Raw genomic sequence first — 21,566 nt, forward strand, 5'->3', positions numbered from 1 at the left:
ATACTAACTGTTTTGAAAAAATATGTTAAAGTAAGGGTGAGGTGAATTCGATGGCTGTAATTACAAAAATCACCACTCAGCAGAAAAATCAGGATCGTTATAATATTTTTATGGATTATGGTAAAGGTGAAGAATATGCCTTTAGTGTCGATAGTAATGTGTTCATTAGATTTCAATTAAAAAAGGGTATGGAGATAGATGATTTTTCCATAGTTGAAATTCAATTTCAAGATGATATTCGCAAAGCCTATAATTTGGCCGTCAATTACTTAGCAAGAAGAATGAGATCTGAAAAAGAAATCAAAGAGTATCTTTTAAAAAAGGAAGTAGAGGAACCTATTGTAAATGAGGTTCTTCATAAATTGGCTACTCAAAAATATATAAATGATGAGGAATTTGCCATTGCTTTTGTACGAACGCAAAAAAATACGACTGATAAAGGCCCTGATTTAATTCGGTTAGAATTAAAAGAAAAAGGTATTAACGAGAGAACGATTAAACTTGCTATAGCAGAATATCCTATAGAGGAGCAAGTTGAAAAGGCAATTAAGATTTCTGAAAAGTTAATGAGAAAGAGTTCAAAGGAATCCCAGCGACTCGTTAAGGAAAAGGCAGAGCAATTGTTAGTAAGAAAAGGCTATACTTTTGATATCATTCAGCTTTCTTTAAAAGAAGCGGAAATGGATAAAGAAGATGATGAAGAATTGGAAGCTATTAAGTATCAGGGTGATAAAGCTCATCGGAAGTATAGTAAATACAGTAGTTTTGAATACCGGCAAAAAATGAAACAAGCATTGTTTCGAAAGGGATTTTCAATGGACCTTATTGAAAAATATCTAAAAGAAATCGAAGAAAATCATGACGCATAGTGTCATGATTTTTTACTTTCGATAATAATCGAATCGTGTTCGATTTGCTCCATTATTATTTCGGCCACTTCTTTAGGTGAACGGAAGCGGGAAGAATCTGCTACATGACTGCTGCCTTCCCAAAATGGAGTATCCATACCGCCCATATAAACGGCTTTAATTTTAATTGAGCTGTTTGCGTACTCTTTTTGCAGGCTTTCTGTAAAACCTCTAACAGCAAATTTACTTGCCGCATAAACAGCTTCATTTACTTTCCCTCTTAATCCTGCTGTTGATATGATATTCATTAACAGACCTTCACCTTGTTTTTCTAGCAATGGCAATACAGTCTTTGTCATTAAAATGGTTCCAAGCACATTTGTATGAAGCATTTCAATGATTTCCTTTTCAGTTATATGAACAAAAGGTCCGAAATGACCGACACCTGCATTGTTAACTACGCCAACGATTGTGTGCGTTTTGTTTATTTCTTCAATTTTTTTTACAATATCTGATTCCTTTTGAACATCCAGTTGGACAAAATCAGCCATCCCGCCAGTATCTTCAATTTCCCTTTTTACGGTTAAAAGTTTGTCAATGGATCTCCCAGTCAATAAAACATGATAACGCTGCTGTGAGAATAATAAAGCTAGTTCCTTCCCCAAACCAGAACCTGCTCCTGTAATAATGATAGTTTTCACTGAAATCTCCCCTTCAACCTTTATTAATTTCATAAAAATAACTATACTAAAATTAAAGGAAAAACGAAACTGGGAGTGGAAAGAATGCAGCAGGAGAAACGCTATAGTACGATGACAGAACATGAATTAAAGCAGGAAATTGCTCAGCTGTTGGAGAAGGCTAGAAAAGCAGAACAAATGGGAATGGTTAGTGAATATGCGGTGCTGGAGAGAAAGGCGGCGATGGCGAAAGCATATTTATTAGATCCTTCTGCTTTTAAACCAGGTGAGATTTATGAGCTTGAAGGAGATCCTGGTGAGTATTTCAAAATTGACTATATGAATGGTGTTTTTGCTTGGGGTTATCGCTTGAAAGGTGATGGGAAAGAAGAAGCACTGCCGATATCCATGCTGAAATGATTAAAGTAAAATAAAAGACAAACCAGATAGGACTCTGGTTTGTCACTGTTCAAGGCTAGAAATACTCAGGTGTATCCTTATCACGCTGACCAGAAGCACGCATCCGCTCTTGGGGGTGTGTATTGATCGTCCCATCGGCTCTTTTTGAAGCATATTCTGCTTTTGCTCGCGGCTCTCCCTCAAGCTTGTTGTTATTTTGGTTCGGGAAATTAGTTGCATTATTTCTCACCATGTTGGTACCTCCATCAAAAGGGAATGAGAAACCGTGAAAAGCAAAGTGTCGTCACACCAGTGCTTACCACGTGGTTATAGTATTGGATATTTAGGTTGATGTTATGTTATAAGAAATTGGCAATCGAGGTGAATGTATGAACGACTATCATGAAAGATTAGCAAGGTTATTATTAGAAAAAAATGAACAACTCTCGTACAATCAGGCACGAACCTGGGTGGAGTTAATGTGGGAGGATTTTGAAACCAACGCTGCGAAGGCAGGAAGGGATTATCTTGGTAGTGAAATGACGGAAAGAATTGTTAGACAATGGATTGAAAATTACGGTAATAGACTCCATGAGTTTGTAGCCAGAAATCCAAAATATAAACACTTCCTAAATCCAGATGACAAAACGATAAATTAAAAGCGATGACAAAAGTCATCGCTAATTTTATTCAACTGGTAAGATATTTAGCTTTTTACGCAATTTCTTTTCACTAAATACCCAACCGGTATAAGAGCTAAGTGGATTTAACTCAAGGTCTAACTGTACGACCGCCACAAATGGATAATGCCCGTTGCTGCGATACCTCAAATCGATAAATCGAACTTCGTAATAGTCATTGTACTCATCTAATTCCCAACGATAAACAGGAGAAAAAGATAGAAAAGCAGCTAAGTTTTTATCCTCTTTTGCCGCTTCAAGAACGGGTGTTTTTGGTACTGGTACTCGTTTGAAACGATCTAATATATCGACATGGGTTCCTAAAGCCTTGCCGACAAAAAATTCACTTTCGTTCATGGCGGCTATTCTCCATTGATGAAACTTCATGGTCGAAGCAATAATAATATCTGTTGCATCAGGAATTATTTTTATAACTTCAGCCCTTACTTTTCGCTGGGCATGAAAGCGAAGGAAATAATATCCGATTAAAACTACAAACATTGATAAAAAGGTATAGCCAGGATCTGCGCCGAAGACCCAAATTAGAATCGCTACAATGTGTATTCCAAAGATAATGGGGTCAAAGGTATTGATTATCCCTAATGCAACCCATTTTGATGTAAATGGTCTAAGTGCTTGTGTACCATATGCGTTAAAAATGTCCACAAATACATGGATGAAAACCGCCGCAAACGTCCATCCCCACAAGTGGAGAAGATTCGCTTCAGGAAAAAAGGGATAAATCACCGCTAAAAGAATAAGTGGCCATAAAAGTATTGCTGGAATGGAGTGGGTAACACCCCGATGATTTCGAATATAGATGGCATTATTTCGTAACTTTAAAACAGTGTCAATATCAGGTATTTGTGACCCAACTATCGTAGCAATCAACACACTAGTTGCTGTTACAGAGCTGCCAGCCACCACCGGGTCAAGAGTTGCAAGACCGCCAAGCGCAATTCCCATTACAACGTGAGTTCCAGTATCCAAAAGGAAAAATCCTCCTTCAATAATATGTCTAGCTTAGCACCTGTCTAAGGCGTTTCCGCTGTTCTTTTTTCTTGTCAAAATGGACAAAGTGGCTTATCGTTAAAAAATGCTTATTATTATATTCCCTTATTTCGTTTAGTTTAACAGGCTGGAGGCACTTTTTAAATGGTAAATGAGTTGAAAAATATAGAAAAAATCTCAATAAGTAAATTTCAAGATGATTTAATCTCCTGGTTTAAAGCAGAACAACGCGAGTTACCCTGGAGAAAAGACCAGGACCCATATAAAGTTTGGGTTTCAGAAATTATGCTGCAACAAACAAGAGTAGATACGGTTATACCTTATTTTAATCGTTTTATTGAATGGTTTCCAACGATAAATCACCTTGCGAACGCAAATGATGATAAAGTACTTAAAGCGTGGGAAGGACTAGGTTATTATTCTCGAGTAAGAAATTTACATTCAGCAGTAAAGGAAGTAAATGAAAAATACAATGGTCAGGTACCAAATACACCAAAAGAGATTTCAAGCCTTAAGGGTGTTGGTCCTTACACGGCCGGTGCCATTTTGAGTATTGCCTATGGCATTCCTGAACCGGCAGTGGATGGCAACGTGATGAGAGTTTTATCAAGAATTCTTTCGATTTGGGAGGATATTGCAAAGCCATCTACTAGGAAGGTGTTTGAAAACGCTGTTAGGCAGCTTATCTCCCATGATGAGCCTTCAGAATTTAATCAGGCATTAATGGAACTAGGTGCGTTAATCTGTACACCAACATCTCCTTCTTGTTTACTCTGTCCAGTCAGAGACCATTGCCAAGGCTTTCATGAGGGAGTAGAGACTGAACTTCCGATTAAATCAAAAAAGAATTCCCAAAGAACAGTCGAACTTGTTGCAGCTATTATAAAGGATGACCATGGAAAAATTTTAATTCACAAACGATCTGAAAATGGTCTTCTAGCAAATTTATGGGAATTTCCAAATGTTGAGATTCATCAACCTACTGTGTTGGAACGTGCCCAAATTTCTGACCTTTTCCGTGAATCTTTTGAAATGAATATAAAGCTAGAAAAAGGTATTGGTCAAATAGAACACATTTTTTCCCATCTAATTTGGAATATTCGTGTATACACTGGATTAATCAGTTCAACTTTTCAGGAGAGTAACGAATGGAAATGGGTTTCATTTGATGACATGGAGGACTATGCCTTCCCTGTTTCCCATCATAAAATAGTAAAGCTTTATAATGATAACAAAAAAAAGTGAACGCCATACTTTGGCGTTCGTTTTGCATCAGTCATATTCAATATGTGTGCCATGTGTATAATCAGCTTCTTGACGCTTCAATCCGCCTCTATTTTCAATCTCTTCAATTATTTCTCGATGTATAGTAACTCCTTCACTATTTAAATAAGGTGCTATTTGTTGTAAGGAATGATGGAAAAATGCCAGTTCGCTGTTGTCCCAATCTGATTTAGCAACCATTGATAGTTCTGTCATATCACGTCCTACGTACATTTGCTTCTTCCTCTCTGTTTTAATAGCTATAGGTTTTGTAATCAATTGTCTTCTATTCATGAAAAGGCTAAAATGATAAAAGTACATATTTGAGAAGGAGATACAATCTATGACACAAAAGGTAGCATTAATCACAGGAAGCAGCAGGGGAATAGGAAAGGCAACAGCCTTAAGGCTTGCCCAATCTGGGTATGATATTGTAATCAATTATGCAAGAAGTAAAAAATCAGCTCTTCAAGTAGCAGAAGAAATAGAAGCTTTGGGAAGAAAAGTGTTAGTGGTGAAGGCGAATGTAGGAGATGTAAGTAAAATAAAGGATATGTTCAGTCAGATTGAGCAAGAATTCGGAAGGTTAGACATTTTTGTTAATAATGCAGCCTCTGGAGTTCAGCGCCCTATTATGGAATTAGAAGAAAACCATTGGGATTGGACATTAAATATTAATAGTAAGGCTTTGTTATTCTGTGCACAAGAGGCAGCGAAGTTAATGGAGAAAAATGGCGGCGGGAAGATTGTCAGCATTAGTTCTTTAGGATCTATTCGTTATTTAGAAAATTACACAGTCGTGGGAGTTTCAAAAGCGGCACTTGAGGCGTTAACAAGGTATTTAGCAGTAGAATTAGCATCAAAAAATATTGTCGTCAATGCGGTCTCTGGAGGAGCTGTTGATACAGAGGCGTTAACTCATTTTCCAAACCGTGAAGAGCTTCTTCAAGAAGCAAAAGAGAAGACTCCAGCAGGACGAATGGTTGAAATTGACGACATTGTAAATTGTGTTATGTTCCTTTTATCAGAAGAATCGAGCATGATCAGAGGACAAACAATTATTGTTGATGGTGGTATTTCATTGCTGGTGTAAGCGATTTTTATAAAATTTTTTGGATAGTCTCCACATCACCTGGGTATCTTAATTTTTGTGGAGGTGATTACAATGGCAAACTTCAATCAACAACCAAACAAAACTCAAGCTGGAACTAACATCCAAGAAGTTAGACAGCAAAATGCTCAATCTCAAGGCGGTGCAGGTGCAGCTGGCCAATTCGGAACTGAATTTGCAAGCGAAACAAACGCTGCTGAAGTGAAAAAGCAAAATCAACAATCCCAAGCTAACAAGGGCCAAGGTGCTTCTGGGCAATTTGGAACTGAATTTGCAAGCGAAACAAACGCTGCAGAAGTTAGAAGTCAAAACCAACAATCCCAAGCTAATAAAGGCCAAGGCAATTCTGGTCAATATGGTCAAAGCTAAGAAAAATTCGTAAGCAGAAGGTACTCTCATTCGTAGAGTGCCTTCTTTATGTTGCCTAGCCCAAGTATCCTAGGGTTTCGGTGTTCGACAAAACTTCTCTTTAGTCTACATAACTAGTCAAAGGAAAAATCTCTTTGTTAAAGAATACATATTTAGAAAGAAAAAATAAGGCGGTGTGGTAAATGGATCATTTTAACCGTTTAGTATCTGAGCAGATGATGACAATGGAAAAGTTACTATACCTTCAAGGAGAGCTTGAACGTTGTCAAGAAATCGAAGAAGAACTACAGACCTTGCAAAATGAAACTGAGTTAGAAAGTGTCCAATTTGATATCAATCAAATGAAAAAAGAGTTAAAAGAGATTCAGGAAATTTTTGAAAAACAAACGGAAGAGGTCATTCAATCTTATCGTGAAACCGACTTAGAGCCTTCTATTTAGGCCAAAAATCGAAAAATGATTGAAAAATAAGCAATTTTTTTCAAAGAGTCATTGAAATCAATGGCTCTTTTGTTTTAAATTCTGTATTCAACCGTTATAATAATAAGAAATAGTAAATGAACTTTGTTTCCTTTTGTCGTTTAATTGTAGGAGGAACGGTTACAAAGCGTTTAGGAAGGAAGAAGGGGAGAATCATGGGCGTACCCATCGAAGGTGAACCAATACAAATACATAGCTATAAACACAATGGGCACATCCATCGCGTCTGGGAGGAAACGACCGTATTAAAGGGATCTCAAAATTTAGTGATTGGTGGGAATGATCGCACCATTGTAACGGAATCAGATGGAAGAACATGGATTACAAGGGAACCTGCGATTTGTTATTTTCATTCACAATATTGGTTCAATATTATTGGAATGATTCGGGAAGATGGGATTTATTACTATTGTAATCTAAGCTCTCCATTTATTTTTGATGGAGAAGCAGTTAAATATATTGACTATGACCTTGATATCAAGGTATTCCCTGATATGACGTTTAATTTGTTAGATGAAGATGAGTATGAACGCCACCGTCGTGAGATGAATTATCCCGAAGTGATTGATCAAATTCTGAAAAGAAACGTGGATAAACTCATTCATTGGATACGTCAGCGCAAAGGACCTTTTGCGCCAGATTTTATTGATATTTGGTATGAGCGGTATTTAACTTACAGACGGTAATGGAAAATTGTTATAGCGCCTAGGAAAGATGATGAAGGCATCTACTACCGCGATAGTGGTTGCCTTCATCATCTTTCCCTGTTAATGGACTCAGGCAGGTTTTCAATTTATTAAGAAGTAAAACTAGGAAGGGGGGCTAATTTGAGCAGTATACGCAGGTATCTTGAATTCGTTAAACCATATCGAATTCAAATAATAGGAACAATTATTATCGGTGTAATAAAATTTGCTATACCACTTATGATACCAATGCTCATTAAGTATGTTGTGGATGATATTATTGGGAAAAGCGGCTTAACGAGTGATGAGAAAATAAATAAATTACTCATCATTATGGGAATCATGATTGTTGTTTTTGTAGTAGTAAGACCGCCGGTTGAGTATTATCGTCAATATTTTGCGCAATGGACTTCAAGCAAAATTCTGTATGACATACGGGACCGTATGTATACACATATCCAGAAACTCAGCTTTAAATATTATGCCAATACTCGAAGTGGAGAAATCATTTCTCGTGTCATTAATGATGTTGAACAAACGAAAACATTCGTTATAACCGGTTTAATGAACCTTTGGCTTGATATGGCAACGATTGTTATTGCGATTATCATTATGTTTTACATGAATGTTAGTCTTACTTTGGTTTCCGTCTTGTTATTTCCACTCTATGCTATTTCGATAAAGTACTTCTTTGGTAATCTTCGAAAACTCACTCGGTCACGTTCACAAGCACTTTCTGAGGTTCAAAGCTATTTACACGAACGTGTGCAAGGAATGCCGGTGATTAAAAGCTTTGCTATTGAAGAGTTTGAACAAACCCAGTTTGACAAACAGAATAAAAATTTTTTAGAAAAGGCTTTAGAGCACACGAGCTGGAATGCTAAAGCATTTGCTGCAGTTAATACCATTACTGATATTGCACCGCTGCTTGTTATAGGCTACTCGGCTTACCTAGTTATTCAAGGAAGTTTAACGCTAGGAACGATGATTGCGTTTTTTGCTTATATTGATAAATTGTACAATCCATTAAGAAGACTAGTGAATTCCTCCACAACTCTCACTCAATCATTTGCTTCAATGGATCGGGTGTTTGAATTCTTGGATGAAAAATATGATATTGTCGATTCCCCAAATGCAATAGAATGCAAGGATGTGAAAGGGGACATTATCTTTGACAATGTTCAATTTACATACAATGAATCAGAAGAAATGATTTTGAAGAATATCAACCTTAATGTGAAAAAAGGAGAAACGATTGCCCTTGTAGGGATGAGCGGAGGCGGCAAGTCAACTCTCACTAGTCTGATACCGCGTTTTTACGATGTCACAGAAGGGAAAATATTATTAGATGGAGTAGATATTCGCGATTTTAATGTACAATCCTTGAGAGACAAAATAGGTGTGGTTTTTCAGGACAATATCTTATTTAGTGAATCTGTGAAGAACAACATTTTATTAGGAAAACCAGGAGCATCTGATGAAGAAGTTTATCAGGCTGCAAAAGCAGCAAATGCTCATGATTTTATTATCAATCTTGCAAATGGCTATGATACAAGGGTTGGTGAAAGAGGGGTAAAGCTTTCAGGAGGTCAGAAGCAAAGAGTTGCAATCGCTCGAGTATTTTTACGAAACCCTCCTATTTTAATACTAGATGAAGCTACTTCAGCCCTGGATTTAGAAAGTGAACACCTTATTCAGGAAGCACTTGATACGTTAGCAAGGGACCGGACAACGTTTATTGTAGCCCATCGCTTATCAACTATCACCCATGCTGATCGGATTATCTTAATTGAACATGGACAAATTGTTGAAGTAGGCACACATGATGAATTAATGGCTAAACAAGGCAATTATTTTAAATTATTTCAAGTGCAGCAGCTGGAGCATCATAAAGATGAGATTGTAGCAAAAGCATAGGAAAAAGCAGCAAGAAATGACGTATGAAATTGGCATACGTCATTTTTTTTTTGGAGCATGTATATGGAATCGAAATACAAATTAAATTCAACTTCCAGGAGGTAACTTCCTTTAGTATAATTCAGTGATTAAAACATAGCTGATGTTGGAGTAACGTGAGAATTAATCAAAAAAGGATTAACACTCTTTATATAAACTTATCCCAACTATTGAGAGTTACTTTAAGTTATTGTTAACAATGATATTTATGTATGTTAACATTTATATAGGAAAATTTTTACTGTTAGGAGGTTTTTAAAATAAAGAGTAAAACTCGAACTTTAATTACACTTGTATGTAGTTTACTTATTTTTGCTGTTGGTATGTTTAGAATACTAACTGAAGCACTTTACTCAACACCATTGTTTGTAGCATATATATTCGCCATTACAGGATTAATTGGAGTTGTTGCAAACGGTGTAAGACTAAGAAGGTTACAAGCTAAATAAACTAACGAGTTTGGAATCAATTTTCCAGTTCAACCACTATGAAAATAAAAAAAAACTTACCAAGCCGGTAAGTTTTTTTTATTCTATTTCCTTTTGTTCAATGGATACTTCATTATGATGAAAGGAGTGAAAGCTGGTTATAAGTGTATCAAGATGTTCAACCTGTTCCCCATAATCAATAATGGAAGAAATAATTTGCATGGTATGATATAAATGTGGATCGTCTTGATCGATGTAGAGATTCTGATGGGCCAAGAATAACTCGAATAATTCTTTTTTATTAATACAAGTATTTGCTTCACTTTCCAAGGGTGTTGGAACCTTGCCGATAAACCGAAGCATTAATTGCTCATGATGGTATATGACACGATCAAGCTGTTCTTGGATTGACAGTTGAAACCTATCAGATAAGTGCAGCATTTCATTTTCAAACCTATGAAGTTTTTTTAATGTATCAAGTGCTCGCTTTGCAGTTGATGTCATTTGTCTAAAGATTACGAGTTTTCTCGACTTTTCTAGGCTAATTTTTTTAAAATAACTTCTTTCTTCCTTATACATTAAGTAAAACTGCCCGATTTTGATTAAGTTATCTTTTAATTTTTCAATATCTGCTTTGAGGAGATTATGATCGAAGTCATGGCGAGTACTTAACCGTATCCAGCGAATAATCTCTTCAGTGGTTCCAGATATTTTAAAATAAAGCTTCTTTTCATATTTTGGCGGTAGGAAGACGAGGTTGACGACAAAGGCCGAAAATACCCCAATCATAATCGTTGAGAACCGAATTCCTGCAAACGGAATAAAATCAGTGCCAGGGGTTTCCATAATGGAAAGCAGCGTAACAAGTGAAAGACCGATCGTATTTTCAATTTTTAACTTTAGGTTGATTGTAATGACGATAATAGCTGCCAATCCAATGATGATAATATGATTTCCGATTAGAAGGACAAAAATGACTGCAAGTATTGCACCAATTAAATTCCCTTGAATTTGTTCGACAATCGTTAAATAAGAACGATAAATCGTTGGCTGGATGGCAAAAATGGCAGCAATGCCTGCCAATACAGGAGAGGGCGAGTGCAGCAGCTGTGCTAAGTAAAGGGACAAGACAATGGCAATTCCCGTTTTAAAGATGCGGGCACCTAACTTCATTGCAAAATGTTTCCTTTCAAATTTAAGTGATGTTGTACTTAGTTTACTCTATATCAAACAATTAGGTACTATACAGTGATTAAACCATTTTATCAAGAGATATTATATTTCAGTTATATTTATAGATATTTTTTTTAACAAATTAAAAGAACGTCCGTAAAAAATTTACGGACGTTCTTTTTAATCACTCAGTTGATACAGCTGGGTCAGCTTGTTCTTTGACTGGAACAATTTGAATAAAGTGATCTTCTGGGTTAGAGAGAAGTGCTCGAAGTTGATTGGCTTCTTCTGTCTGACCGTCACTTGCTAGTAAATCTGTATATTTACCGAGCAGCTCTTTGACATCATTTTTGCCATTTTCGGTCAAACTCATAACCGAAACTTTAGCACCTTTAGCAATCCTTCTCATAATGGCTTCTGCTGTTAAACCGACTTCAGGCTGCTGGCGAACATAAACGACTCCACCAGTCATTCCGGCGCAAATCCATGGACCTGGGTCACCTAAGACTAATCCACGACCGTTGGTCATATATTCAAAAGCAAATCCTTTAATGTTTGCATTGGCTCCAATATTTCCAGCCTCTTTTTCAGAAATTGGCTTCTTCACAAAACCGCCGATGATGATATCAGCACCAGATAAGCGGATCCCTGCACGGGCATCGGCATTACCCTGAGCTACTAAAAGCCCTTTTTGTGCTCCATAGCCGAATCCTTTTCCAACGGAACCATTATAATAGTTACCATCTTTTCCTTTAGACTTAAGGATATAGATATTTCCACCAAATGAAGTTTTACCAACTCCATCTTGACCGCCGCCGTTAACCGTGATTTCAATTCCTCCACTATTATAGGCACCTAAGCCATTACCAGGAATTGAACCATTCTTATACTTAAGCTGTACAGGAGGGAGCTGTAGGTAAGACCCATCAAGGCGTCCACGAACACGGTGACAAGAAACCCTGCTTCCTAACACGCGCTGTTCAGAGGTGACACTTTCAAACTCACGAGAAGAATGTAATTGGTCCACGCTGGCATCTAAATATTCAGCACCTACAGCAACTTGCATTTGGACCTCTTGCAAAGCTTTTGATTCCTCTGTTTTAGTGAATTGGCTAATTTCTAGCGGCTTTAATAAATATGATAGGCTAAGCTGATTTTTTCCTTTAACCTGCTCTAATAAATCAGAACGTCCAACTGCATCTTGCAAATTTGTAATACCAACAGAAGCAGCCAATGCCTTTAATTCACTTCCAAAGGAAGAAAAAAGATTCATGATTCCATTAACCGCTAAATCAAGCTGACGTGGTACAAAGCGGCGGAGTCCATGTTCCTTAGCTTGAACTTCTGACTCTATTTGGGTAGCAATTCCAACGTGACATGTGTCTAAATGACATCCACGACAAGTAGTACAGCCAATTGCCAGCATGGATAGTGTTCCAAATCCCACACGGTTGGCACCTAGGAGCATGACTTTCATAACATCCATAGCACTCTTCATGCCGCCATCTGCCCAAATTTCTACTTTATTACGCAGTCCGCTTTCGAGTAGTGCGTTATGTGCTGCTTTTACGCCAATTTCTACTGGGAGTCCAACGTGCTGAAGGGCATGAATTCTAGCAGCACCCGTACCGCCATCAAATCCGCTTAATGTAATAATATCTGCGCCAGCTTTAGCAATACCAACAGCAATGGTTCCGATATTAGGTACGACAGGTACTTTTACTGCAATTTTCGCTTGGTCATTACCCGTTTTTAATTCTAGGATCATTTGCGCTAAATCTTCTATTGAATAAATATCATGGTTGTTGGATGGCGAAATTAAATCCGAACCCAGTGTTGCATTACGTGCAGCCGCAACCTTGGCTGTAACCTTCGAACCAGGTAAGTGTCCACCTTCACCAGGCTTTGCGCCTTGACCGATTTTTATTTCTAATAGATTAGAAGAGTTTAAAAGCTCAGCGTTTACTCCAAAACGGCCAGAGGCAATTTGTTGTCCTCTCGTTTTTGGATATTTTCCGAGCATATCCTTGATTTCGCCGCCTTCGCCATTTAGACTAATCATGTTTAGGCGGTGAGCACCTTCAGCGTAAGCTCTAAATGCGGTCTCATTTTGTGACCCAAACGACATGGAAGAAATAATAAATGGTAAATCATGCTCACCAACAGTAATATCAACGTTTGCTGGAGAAATTGACTGACTGCTCTTCCTTAATTGAACTAAATGTCGAATGGTCGTAGGATTCTGCTCTTCTTGTTCACTGATTTTATCCCGATAGGCACTGTAGTCACCAGTTGCCGCAACTTCACCAATAGCCTTCCAAATACGAGGGAAGAGGTGGAAGGTTTTTCCGACTCTTTCTTTTTCATTATGGTAATCCTCAGCCCTTTGGAATGCATCATTCTTCATTGCTTCATAGTTATTCTCGATATCAGCAGAGCCAAAAAAGTTAACAATATTTAATACTTTTGCAATATCTTCGTGTAGACCAATGCTTGAGAACAGTCTGCCATAACCGCGTAATTCATGAATACCAATGGTTGAAATTACTTTTTCAAGCCCTTTAGTTAGAGCACTATATAGGTTAATTAGTGGTTTATTAGATTCATCGAGAACGGTCATGAACATGTAATAGGGGCTAATTAAATCTGCTCCTAGTCCAAATACAGTCACGATATCATGCAAAGAACGAATCGCTGCAGAGCGTAATAGTAATGAACACTCTCTTCGTAATCCGGCCTTGACTAATGCCTGGTCAATGGCAGATGTAACTATATGTGGATCAATCCAATATAAATCTTCCTGATGTGCATTCGCGTCATCTAGGACGATTAGGCTTTTTCCAGAAAGGACTGCTTGAACGGCTTCATTAGAAATTCTTGTTAGGGCAGTATCAATGTTCTCATCTTTACTAAAGGTTGCAGAAATAAACGCGACAAGTCGTTCTTTTTGGAAATGCTGAACAACTTGATCGAAGCTAGGCTGACCTAGCGTTTCTGAACAGTTATAACCTGCTTTGCCTTCTAACAGCAGGGGCGTCGTTAGCTCAAGAACCGTTTCAGTTTTTTCATTCGTGAATAGGGTAGGTCGCTTCCCAATGATAACCCGCGTAGAAAAATGCTCTGTTTCACGGTCTCGGTCAATAGCAGGATTCGTAACAACTGCTACGCTTTCTTTAAAATAATCCGCAATGTTTTTCCGTTCAGGATTTAAGGCAGCAAGTGGAGCGTCATGTCCAAGGGAACGAATAGGTTCAACACCCTTTTCAGCCATTTGTTCCATTAATTGGATGTGATCTCTTTCCCATCCAAAAGCTTTGTATTGTCCATTATGAATTTTATCAGGATAATTCATAGTAATGGTTTTTTCTAAAGCTGGTCCTTGTAAACAGACTCTCGAATCTTGAAGGTTTAAACGGTTTGAGAAACGGTTAAAAACCTCTTGTTGGAAGCGGCTTTGCTCGTAAACTTCTAATTTACCATCGCTCCATTTAAAGCCGACTTTTTCTCCAGGTGCTAATGGCTTAGGATCGTTTACATACTCACTGGAAGGTATGATCCCTGGTTCAGATGAGAATAGAAATGAAGTCTCTGTTTCAAGCATCCAGAGTGGTCGCAATCCTAAAGCATCGACACTAAAAACTGCTTCGTCACCAAATCTGGAAATGATGCCAGCTGGACCTTGTGCAAAATGGCCCCATGCCTCGCGAATATAAGTATATAAGTCTTGTAGATTTTCAGAGTAGGATTTTATTTCATTGATAATTGGTGGGAATAACAGGTCAATCGCTTCGAATAAAGTATAACCTTCACGGCAAATTAATGTTTCCATTGTCCGGCTTAAATCTTGTGAATCACTGCCATCCTTTACTAGTGGAACACCAATCATTCTTGCTTCATCACGAAGCTTTGCAATTGTATTTATTTCTCCGTTATGTCCAAGTACACTAAAAGGCTGGACTCGGAAAAAACTTGAAAGTGTATTTGTAGAATATCGATTATGGCCGAGCGTTACAGAGGAGGCAACGACTGGGTTGGCTAAATCTTTGTAGAAACGTGGGAGGATATCCCCTGCACCCATGACTTTATATACAGCATGATATTGGCTTAGAGACGCTACGTGAACATGTTCATTCACTTCTAAATCAATGATCACCTCAAATAAAACCTTAGTTAATTCTTGCCCCTCTTTGTCAGACAGACAGGCGAATTGCCAGAAAACGGGGTTCTCTTGAATCGCAATTGGACCAAGCGCACTTGAATCGGTAACTTGATTCGTTTCAAAAATGATTTCTAAATCATAGTTTTTTAGTTTCTGAAGTAATTCTCTTTTAGTAGAATTCCAGTTAGCTTTTTTGCTAACAAATACATGACCAACAGTAAAGCTCTTTTTGTCTACATGAGATGGATCAATACCAGCATTTTGTAATTTTCCCTTCCATAAATCAGTGGGAATATCTACATGAACACCAACTCCATCCCCCTCGCCGTTTATAAAACCTGCACGATGATTCATCGTTACAAGAGCGTCTATACAATCAAAAATGTTCTTTCTAGTAGGCTGCTTATTTTTTTCAAGACAAGCTACAATTCCGCAGGCATCGTGTTCGTGTTTATGGAAATCTTTAAAAAGGGAAGGGTTCCATCTTTCTGTCATATAAATTGGCTTTTAGCGGAATATCCTCTAAAGCCGCTTCACCTCCTATTAGCTTATTAAAGTGAGATTTGTTGCCACAAAAACAGAGGACAAATGAAATAAGGGTAAAAGACTAATTTTATAGTATCATATGAATATTCAGAAATCAAATAAATATACAGTAAAGTGGATAGTAAATCAGAGAAATTTTAGGTTAGGAAGTTGTGAAAAGATTGTAATGTAAACGTTTTCAAATAGAGTAAACAAAGAACAGAGAGTGTTAACCACCCTCTGTAACTGCATAAAAAATGTATATTTATTCGCCCTTAAGAAGAGAAAATGCATTATTAACCGCATGAAGTGTTGCTTCAATGTCCTCTTCTGTATGCGCAATGGTTAAGAACCATGCTTCGTATTTAGAAGGTGCCAGGTTTATTCCTTGTTGCAGCATAAGCTTGAAGAATCTCCCAAACATCTCTCCATCGGTATTTTCTGCCTGCTCATAGTTTTCAATTTTTTCATTTGTAAAATAAACGGTAAAGGCTCCCTTTAAACGATTTATGGTAATTTGAATATCGTGTTCTTTCGCTGCTTTTAATATCCCTTCTTCAAGCAGTGCGCCTAAGCGGTCTAAATAATCATAAATACCTTCCTGCTTTAAAACTTCCAAACAGGCAATTCCGGATAGCATAGATGCTGGATTTCCCGCCATTGTTCCTGCCTGGTAGGCAGGTCCTAGTGGGGCAACTTTTTCCATAATTTCTTTACGTCCGCCATAGGCACCTATTGGCAGACCACCGCCAATAATTTTCCCCAGAGCTGTTAAATCTGGCTGGATCCCTAATAAATCTTGTGCTCCCCCATACATAAAACGAAAAGCTGTTATGACTTCATCATAGATGACAAGTGCTCCTGCCTCATGGGTAAGGTCATTTACCTGCTGTAAGAAACCAGGTTTTGGTTCAACAATTCCAAAGTTCCCTACAATTGGTTCCACTAGGACAGCAGCTATTTGGTCACCCCATTTTTCTAATGCTTCTTTAAAAGGCTCAATATCATTAAATGGAACGGTAATGACTTCTTGGGCAATACTCTTTGGAACTCCAGCAGAATCAGGTGTTCCGAGCGTAGATGGTCCTGACCCGGCAGCAACAAGAACAAGGTCAGAGTGTCCGTGGTAGCATCCGGCAAACTTAATAATTTTGTCTCTTCCAGTATAGGCGCGGGCAACCCGAATGGTCGTCATGACTGCTTCCGTTCCTGAGTTTACAAAACGAACTTTTTCTAAAAAAGGCATAGCTTCCTTTAGCATTTTCGCAAACTTTACCTCATGTGGTGTTGGAGTTCCAAAAAGAACCCCACTTTCAGCTGCCTTTTTAATAGCCTCAGTGATATGAGGGTGAGCATGACCTGTGATAATCGGACCATATGCAGCAAGATAGTCGATGTATTGATTTCCATCGACATCGTAAAAATAGGCACCTTGTGCGCGTTCCATTACTACTGGGGCACCGCCGCCTACGGCTTTATAAGACCGTGATGGGCTGTTTACCCCGCCGACAATATGCTCTAAAGCTTCATTATGTATTCGTTCTGAATTGGTAAATTGCATTATTTTTCCTCCTCGCAATAACTTCTTTCCCATTTTATCACTTTTCTTATCGACTTCTATTTGTTTAACTTTTTAAAAATTTTCACTCTCTACATATTATATCGTCCAAGCCTGCATAGAATGAGAATAACTGACTCAATTGAGGTGGCTGCTAGTGTTCTATTTCTTACTTCCAATCGTTATTTTCTGTGTTTTTATGAGTATAAGAACTTTGTTTATTCCAAACACCGTAAAAGGAAAGTTTGTTTCAATTGAAAATGCTCTGTTTTTAGGGTCTATCTACCTGACAGTTATTCTTGGATTTGGACTTATCTATTTGTTGTTTGAATTGAAGGGAATATCATTACTTGTAGAAACAAATGATGAAAACAACTATAACATGTTTGAAACTAGTTTTTATTTCAGTGCCATGACATTGTTTTCTGTTGGTAATGGCGATGTAATTCCTCATGGTGTTGGGCGAATGGTGGCTGTTATCGAAGCGTTAATTGGCTATACACTCCCTGCAGCTTTCGTTGCACGTGCATTAATGGATCGAGAGAAGTAAGATTGCTGGCAACTAAATAGTTGTGTTGAAGGTAAAGATTGGTTAGGCTATGGATGAGAAATATTTTCCATGGAGGGATTTATATCATGACAGTTGAGTTAGGGAAGCAAGCTCCTGATTTTGAATTGCTGGCTAATAATGGTGAAACGGTAAGGTTATCAAGCTTGAGAGGTTCAAATGTCGTATTATACTTTTATCCTAAGGACATGACCCCTGGTTGTACGACTGAAGCTTGTGATTTTCGGGATCAAAGTGCACTCTTTAAAGAGTTAAATGCAGTCATTCTAGGGATTAGTCCTGATCCTGTTGAACGTCATCAGAAATTTGTAGAGAAATACGGATTGCCATTCCTGCTGCTTGCTGATACTGAACATCGTGTGGCAGAAGAATTTGATGTATGGAAATTAAAGAAAAACTTCGGTAAAGAATATATGGGAATTGAAAGGTCAACTTTTATCATTGATAAAAATGGATCTTTAGTAAAGGAATGGAGAAAGGTTCAAGTAAAAGGGCATGTGGAGAATGCATTAGCATACATAAAAGAAAACCTAAACTAACCGAATTTCTAGCCTATTTTCTTTAGAAAAGGCTTTTGTCCAATGCAAATGAGTCCGGTTTGAATATCATTTTATTAGGGCATACCTCCTCAGATAAACTTGTTGGGTCGATTATCGACCCTTTTTTTATGTTTATCACTATATCTCCTATTTTAATGCTAGTCCATTAGATGATATGATGAAGAAAATACAATCAATTATAGATACATATATTATTGAAAATAATGTTTCAATGGGGGATTGAATATGAAGATTTATACGAAAACAGGTGACAAAGGAACAACATCTTTAATTTATGGGCAAAGGGTTGCCAAAAACGACCTGCGTGTTGAGGCATATGGAACCTGTGATGAAACAAATTCGGTGATTGGACTTGCATTGAGTTATTTACAGGGTGAATCTTTTCAAAAGAAAGAATTAATCGAGAATATGTATCATAAAATACAAACAAATCTTTTTCATGTTGGTGCAGAACTGGCTACTCCAAAAGGTAAGGAAGTAAAGTGGTCTCTTAAAGCCAGTGATATTGAGGAAATGGAAAAGCAAATAGATGAGCTGAACGAATCACTTCCGGAACTAACAAATTTTATTTTGCCTGGAGGACATTCTGCTGGTGCTGCATTCCATGTCGCTCGTACGACAACTAGGAGAGCAGAAAGGTGTGCAGTTTCTTTAGGAGATGAAGTAAATCCTCTAGTATTGGCTTATTTAAATAGACTTTCTGATCTTTTATTTGTAACAGCTCGATATGTTAATCATGCAGTGGGGATGAAAGAACGGACATTACACCAAGAAAAATAATAACAATTACCTAATAATGATATTACAATATTGACAAAAGTATTAATTCCTTAGTAAACTATTTATAACAATTATAATTTAAGAATCTTTTTGGAAAAGAGGTGCATGGCGATGAACCAATTGAAAGAAGCGTTGGAAACCTTAAAGGATACGGGAGTAAGGATCACTCCGCAACGTCATGCGATACTTGAATATTTAATAAACTCAATGTCACATCCTACTGCAGATGAAATTTATAAAGCCTTAGAGGGGAAATTCCCTAATATGAGTGTGGCAACAGTTTACAATAATTTACGAGTATTTCGTGAAGTAGGCTTAGTTAAAGAATTAACCTATGGTGATGCTTCAGCTCGATTTGATTTTGTAACAACACACCATTATCATGTTATTTGTGAGAGTTGCGGAAAAATAGTTGATTTTCATTACCCGGGATTAGATGAAGTCGAACATCTTGCTTCCCATGTTACAGGCTTTAAAGTAAATAATCACCGTTTGGAAATTTATGGAACGTGTCCTGAATGTACAAGTAATGAGGTACATTAACATTAATGAAGTGAAAATAAAAAGCCGATAAAATTTCGGCTTTTTATTTTTGGCGTTTTTTATTATATGATTCATCAAATTCTTTGCCTACGAGGTTTGGATCAAGTGTCAAAGGTTCTCGACAATACATACACATATCCACTTTTCCAAGCATTTTCGTGTGTTTTCCACAGTTAGGGCATTTTACTTGTATCGTTTTAGTTGAAAGCATCCCAATCCAAAAATAAACCACTGTGCTGGCAATAATAAATAAAAGTCCAATTAGCATGAAAATGGTCATAATAAGTGGAGAGTTACGAAAATATATTCCACCATACATAACAATAAAGCCGATAAATATTAAGGATAATGCAAAACTACGGATTTTATTTATTTTACTTGAATATTTAGCCATAAATTCTCCTCCTAGACAAACTATACCATATTTACATCTCGTGAAAAAATGTTATGTTAAAGAATGTCGAAATTTGTCTTCTGGATAAGAAGGAGATTTTTTATTACTGTCGAACATATATGTTATCGAAAATAATGGAGGAATGATAATGAAAGACATTCTTCGGCCCATTTATCAGGAACGGGCTAGTCAATCTAATACTCTAGGAGTATTAATGGTAGAAAAAAGACATAAATCAAGTCATACTACAGATACTTTTGATGTAATTCTTTTAATTATTGTAAAAGACGGAGAGCAGCCTTTGTTAATTAAGCATTATACTTATAATGATAACAAGGCAGCTATGCATATTATTACTGAGGGCCTATTAAAAGAATGGCTTCTATTAGGAACGAATCGAAAAATTTTCGAATGGCTTTATCATGCAAAGATATTATTCGATCGAAATGAATATATTGCAAATTTGAAAACAGAACTCCGTGAATTTCCCTTTAATGGAAGGAAAATTAAAATGGGGCTAGAATTTGCGAAGTTGATACGAAGATATGTTGATGGCAAGGCGCTCTTTGAGAATAAACAATTCCTAGATGCTTATAATTATGTTGTTCATTCGTTGCACCACTTAGCGAGATTAGCGGTAATCGAAAATGGCCTTCATCCAGAATTAACTGTTTGGCAGCAGGTAAAACAGATAGAACCTGAGATTGTAAAATTATATGAAGAACTTGTTAATAGTGAAGAGCCTATTGAGAAGAGATTAGAATTATTATTTTTAGCCAGTGAATTTATGATTCATTCTAGAACGAAGGTGGGATGTGCTCATCTTTTAGATGTTCTGGGTACAAAAGAATACTGGACTTTCAATGAGATTCAGAATGAAGAAGAATTAATCCCTTATTCTGTTGATCTGGCTGTACTAATTGAGTATCTGAATGAAAAAGGTTTAATAGATGTTGTTAGTCTTGATACAAAGGGGCATGGTATATTTCATCGGTGTTATCAGGTGAGTAAAAAATTATCGTAAAAAAATAATAAAACCTATTGACCTTTCGTAAAATACTTGATATATTAATAACCGTCGCTGCGAACGAAATATTTAAAGCTTTTCGCAGGTGACGGTTTTCTTATTAAAAAGTATTGACATAACAAATTGCGTTGTGTTATATTAATAAAGTCGCTTATGGGCGATAAATAAGATTGCTGAGTAGCTTTGTTCTTTGAAAACTAAACAAACAAGAACGTCAACAAACAATTTTTTAGCTTTTTTAAAAAAGCTAAGCCAACGTAACAAATTGAGCTATATCAACTTTCTTGGAGAGTTTGATCCTGGCTCAGGACGAACGCTGGCGGCGTGCCTAATACATGCAAGTCGAGCGAATCTTGAGGTGCTTGCACC

The 21,566-nt window shown here is 37.2% G+C and carries 23 protein-coding genes and 1 rRNA gene; 16 read left to right on the forward strand and 8 right to left on the reverse strand.

The features are described from left to right. The first annotated feature begins 50 nt into the window (after positions 1-50). A complete protein-coding gene (gene recX / locus J2Y03_RS11140) occupies positions 51-869 on the forward strand; it encodes a recombination regulator RecX (protein ID WP_310193936.1) in 819 nt (272 codons plus the stop codon). Positions 870-871: 2 nt separating this feature from the next. Here recX and J2Y03_RS11145 read toward each other — a convergent pair whose 3' ends face one another. Next, positions 872-1,549, reverse strand: a complete 678-nt coding sequence (locus J2Y03_RS11145; protein ID WP_310193938.1) for an SDR family NAD(P)-dependent oxidoreductase — start codon at positions 1,547-1,549, stop codon at positions 872-874. A gap of 84 nt (positions 1,550-1,633) precedes the next feature. On the opposite strand from J2Y03_RS11145, the gene J2Y03_RS11150 reads away from it, so the two are divergent. After that, the gene (locus J2Y03_RS11150) at positions 1,634-1,948 is read left to right on the forward strand and encodes a YfhH family protein (protein WP_310193941.1); all 315 of its coding nucleotides are present in this window, start codon (positions 1,634-1,636) and stop codon (positions 1,946-1,948) included. A 55-nt stretch (positions 1,949-2,003) separates the two neighbouring features. On the opposite strand, the gene J2Y03_RS11155 is transcribed toward J2Y03_RS11150, so the two are convergent. Continuing rightward, positions 2,004-2,177 (reverse strand): small, acid-soluble spore protein K, encoded by a 174-nt coding sequence (locus tag J2Y03_RS11155; protein ID WP_132096770.1) that lies wholly within the window; start codon positions 2,175-2,177, stop codon positions 2,004-2,006. 139 nt (positions 2,178-2,316) lie between these two features. On the opposite strand from J2Y03_RS11155, the gene J2Y03_RS11160 reads away from it, so the two are divergent. Continuing rightward, the gene (locus J2Y03_RS11160) at positions 2,317-2,586 is read left to right on the forward strand and encodes a YfhJ family protein (RefSeq protein ID WP_310193943.1); all 270 of its coding nucleotides are present in this window, start codon (positions 2,317-2,319) and stop codon (positions 2,584-2,586) included. A gap of 27 nt (positions 2,587-2,613) precedes the next feature. Here the strand turns inward: J2Y03_RS11160 and J2Y03_RS11165 are convergent, their stop codons facing one another. Beyond that, entirely contained in the window at positions 2,614-3,597 is a 984-nt protein-coding gene (locus tag J2Y03_RS11165; protein WP_310193946.1) for a metal-dependent hydrolase, read from the reverse strand. Between the two features lie 165 nt (positions 3,598-3,762). On the opposite strand from J2Y03_RS11165, the gene mutY reads away from it, so the two are divergent. Then, a complete protein-coding gene (mutY, locus tag J2Y03_RS11170) occupies positions 3,763-4,863 on the forward strand; it encodes an A/G-specific adenine glycosylase (RefSeq protein WP_310193948.1) in 1,101 nt (366 codons plus the stop codon). A 27-nt stretch (positions 4,864-4,890) separates the two neighbouring features. On the opposite strand, the gene J2Y03_RS11175 is transcribed toward mutY, so the two are convergent. Next, on the reverse strand, positions 4,891-5,115 hold the full coding sequence (locus tag J2Y03_RS11175; RefSeq protein WP_310193950.1) for a hypothetical protein: 225 nt from the start codon (positions 5,113-5,115) through the stop codon (positions 4,891-4,893). A gap of 109 nt (positions 5,116-5,224) precedes the next feature. On the opposite strand from J2Y03_RS11175, the gene fabL reads away from it, so the two are divergent. The 6 genes from fabL to J2Y03_RS11205 all read left to right on the forward strand — a co-directional run bounded on the left by fabL (position 5,225) and on the right by J2Y03_RS11205 (position 9,931). Further along, positions 5,225-5,974 carry an enoyl-[acyl-carrier-protein] reductase FabL gene (gene fabL / locus J2Y03_RS11180; RefSeq protein ID WP_310193953.1) on the forward strand — a complete coding sequence of 250 codons (750 nt, stop codon included), beginning with the start codon at positions 5,225-5,227 and terminating at the stop codon, positions 5,972-5,974. Between the two features lie 72 nt (positions 5,975-6,046). Then, on the forward strand, positions 6,047-6,361 hold the full coding sequence (locus J2Y03_RS11185; RefSeq protein WP_310193955.1) for a gamma-type small acid-soluble spore protein: 315 nt from the start codon (positions 6,047-6,049) through the stop codon (positions 6,359-6,361). 182 nt (positions 6,362-6,543) lie between these two features. Continuing rightward, the gene (locus tag J2Y03_RS11190; RefSeq protein WP_132096736.1) at positions 6,544-6,801 is read left to right on the forward strand and encodes a YgaB family protein; all 258 of its coding nucleotides are present in this window, start codon (positions 6,544-6,546) and stop codon (positions 6,799-6,801) included. Positions 6,802-6,995: 194 nt separating this feature from the next. After that, on the forward strand, positions 6,996-7,526 hold the full coding sequence (gene ntdP / locus J2Y03_RS11195) for a nucleoside tri-diphosphate phosphatase (RefSeq protein ID WP_132096734.1): 531 nt from the start codon (positions 6,996-6,998) through the stop codon (positions 7,524-7,526). A gap of 141 nt (positions 7,527-7,667) precedes the next feature. Then, entirely contained in the window at positions 7,668-9,443 is a 1,776-nt protein-coding gene (locus J2Y03_RS11200) for an ABC transporter ATP-binding protein (RefSeq protein WP_310193958.1), read from the forward strand. A gap of 362 nt (positions 9,444-9,805) precedes the next feature. Then, positions 9,806-9,931, forward strand: coding sequence for a hypothetical protein (locus tag J2Y03_RS11205; RefSeq protein WP_310193960.1), 126 nt, complete (start codon positions 9,806-9,808; stop codon positions 9,929-9,931). A 78-nt stretch (positions 9,932-10,009) separates the two neighbouring features. Here J2Y03_RS11205 and J2Y03_RS11210 read toward each other — a convergent pair whose 3' ends face one another. From J2Y03_RS11210 to J2Y03_RS11220, 3 genes are all read right to left on the reverse strand, one after another. Beyond that, on the reverse strand, positions 10,010-11,083 hold the full coding sequence (locus J2Y03_RS11210) for an FUSC family protein (protein WP_310193963.1): 1,074 nt from the start codon (positions 11,081-11,083) through the stop codon (positions 10,010-10,012). 184 nt (positions 11,084-11,267) lie between these two features. Next, positions 11,268-15,737 (reverse strand): glutamate synthase-related protein, encoded by a 4,470-nt coding sequence (locus J2Y03_RS11215; protein WP_310193967.1) that lies wholly within the window; start codon positions 15,735-15,737, stop codon positions 11,268-11,270. Positions 15,738-16,032: 295 nt separating this feature from the next. Beyond that, entirely contained in the window at positions 16,033-17,328 is a 1,296-nt protein-coding gene (locus tag J2Y03_RS11220; RefSeq protein WP_310193969.1) for a glutamate-1-semialdehyde 2,1-aminomutase, read from the reverse strand. Positions 17,329-17,524: 196 nt separating this feature from the next. Between J2Y03_RS11220 and J2Y03_RS11225 the strand changes: the two genes are divergently transcribed. The 4 genes from J2Y03_RS11225 to perR all read left to right on the forward strand — a co-directional run bounded on the left by J2Y03_RS11225 (position 17,525) and on the right by perR (position 19,776). Then, a complete protein-coding gene (locus J2Y03_RS11225; protein ID WP_310193972.1) occupies positions 17,525-17,875 on the forward strand; it encodes a potassium channel family protein in 351 nt (116 codons plus the stop codon). Between the two features lie 86 nt (positions 17,876-17,961). Next, complete coding sequence (gene bcp / locus J2Y03_RS11230; protein ID WP_310193975.1) at positions 17,962-18,432, forward strand: thioredoxin-dependent thiol peroxidase; 471 nt, start codon at positions 17,962-17,964, stop codon at positions 18,430-18,432. A 246-nt stretch (positions 18,433-18,678) separates the two neighbouring features. Then, entirely contained in the window at positions 18,679-19,233 is a 555-nt protein-coding gene (locus J2Y03_RS11235) for a cob(I)yrinic acid a,c-diamide adenosyltransferase (RefSeq protein ID WP_310193977.1), read from the forward strand. Positions 19,234-19,338: 105 nt separating this feature from the next. Beyond that, entirely contained in the window at positions 19,339-19,776 is a 438-nt protein-coding gene (gene perR / locus J2Y03_RS11240) for a peroxide-responsive transcriptional repressor PerR (RefSeq protein WP_132097497.1), read from the forward strand. A gap of 43 nt (positions 19,777-19,819) precedes the next feature. On the opposite strand, the gene J2Y03_RS11245 is transcribed toward perR, so the two are convergent. Then, positions 19,820-20,170: a YgzB family protein gene (locus J2Y03_RS11245; RefSeq protein ID WP_132097496.1), complete on the reverse strand. Its 351-nt coding sequence runs from the start codon at positions 20,168-20,170 to the stop codon at positions 19,820-19,822. 148 nt (positions 20,171-20,318) lie between these two features. Between J2Y03_RS11245 and J2Y03_RS11250 the strand changes: the two genes are divergently transcribed. Both J2Y03_RS11250 and J2Y03_RS11255 read left to right on the forward strand, forming a co-directional pair. Then, positions 20,319-21,194: a nucleotidyltransferase-like protein gene (locus J2Y03_RS11250; protein ID WP_310193979.1), complete on the forward strand. Its 876-nt coding sequence runs from the start codon at positions 20,319-20,321 to the stop codon at positions 21,192-21,194. Between the two features lie 284 nt (positions 21,195-21,478). Beyond that, a 16S ribosomal RNA gene (locus tag J2Y03_RS11255) occupies positions 21,479-21,566 on the forward strand; the annotation flags it as partial.

The organism is Neobacillus niacini (assembly GCF_031457145.1).
Lineage (GTDB): Bacteria > Bacillota > Bacilli > Bacillales > Cytobacillaceae > Neobacillus > Neobacillus niacini_J.

What these genes read in the sequence shown, in the direction of transcription:
- recX (WP_310193936.1), top strand. Translation starts at nt 51, where the DNA reads ATGGCTGTAATTACAAAAATCACCACTCAGCAGAAAAATCAGGATCGT.
- J2Y03_RS11150 (WP_310193941.1), top strand. Translation starts at nt 1,634, where the DNA reads ATGCAGCAGGAGAAACGCTATAGTACGATGACAGAACATGAATTAAAG.
- J2Y03_RS11160 (WP_310193943.1), top strand. Translation starts at nt 2,317, where the DNA reads ATGAACGACTATCATGAAAGATTAGCAAGGTTATTATTAGAAAAAAAT.
- mutY (WP_310193948.1), top strand. Translation starts at nt 3,763, where the DNA reads ATGGTAAATGAGTTGAAAAATATAGAAAAAATCTCAATAAGTAAATTT.
- J2Y03_RS11175 (WP_310193950.1), bottom strand. Translation starts at nt 5,115, where the DNA reads ATGTACGTAGGACGTGATATGACAGAACTATCAATGGTTGCTAAATCA.
- fabL (WP_310193953.1), top strand. Translation starts at nt 5,225, where the DNA reads ATGACACAAAAGGTAGCATTAATCACAGGAAGCAGCAGGGGAATAGGA.
- J2Y03_RS11185 (WP_310193955.1), top strand. Translation starts at nt 6,047, where the DNA reads ATGGCAAACTTCAATCAACAACCAAACAAAACTCAAGCTGGAACTAAC.
- J2Y03_RS11190 (WP_132096736.1), top strand. Translation starts at nt 6,544, where the DNA reads ATGGATCATTTTAACCGTTTAGTATCTGAGCAGATGATGACAATGGAA.
- ntdP (WP_132096734.1), top strand. Translation starts at nt 6,996, where the DNA reads ATGGGCGTACCCATCGAAGGTGAACCAATACAAATACATAGCTATAAA.
- J2Y03_RS11205 (WP_310193960.1), top strand. Translation starts at nt 9,806, where the DNA reads ATGTTTAGAATACTAACTGAAGCACTTTACTCAACACCATTGTTTGTA.
- J2Y03_RS11210 (WP_310193963.1), bottom strand. Translation starts at nt 11,083, where the DNA reads ATGAAGTTAGGTGCCCGCATCTTTAAAACGGGAATTGCCATTGTCTTG.
- J2Y03_RS11215 (WP_310193967.1), bottom strand. Translation starts at nt 15,737, where the DNA reads ATGACAGAAAGATGGAACCCTTCCCTTTTTAAAGATTTCCATAAACAC.
- J2Y03_RS11220 (WP_310193969.1), bottom strand. Translation starts at nt 17,328, where the DNA reads ATGCAATTTACCAATTCAGAACGAATACATAATGAAGCTTTAGAGCAT.
- J2Y03_RS11225 (WP_310193972.1), top strand. Translation starts at nt 17,525, where the DNA reads ATGAGTATAAGAACTTTGTTTATTCCAAACACCGTAAAAGGAAAGTTT.
- bcp (WP_310193975.1), top strand. Translation starts at nt 17,962, where the DNA reads ATGACAGTTGAGTTAGGGAAGCAAGCTCCTGATTTTGAATTGCTGGCT.
- J2Y03_RS11235 (WP_310193977.1), top strand. Translation starts at nt 18,679, where the DNA reads ATGAAGATTTATACGAAAACAGGTGACAAAGGAACAACATCTTTAATT.
- perR (WP_132097497.1), top strand. Translation starts at nt 19,339, where the DNA reads ATGGCGATGAACCAATTGAAAGAAGCGTTGGAAACCTTAAAGGATACG.
- J2Y03_RS11245 (WP_132097496.1), bottom strand. Translation starts at nt 20,170, where the DNA reads ATGGCTAAATATTCAAGTAAAATAAATAAAATCCGTAGTTTTGCATTA.
- J2Y03_RS11250 (WP_310193979.1), top strand. Translation starts at nt 20,319, where the DNA reads ATGAAAGACATTCTTCGGCCCATTTATCAGGAACGGGCTAGTCAATCT.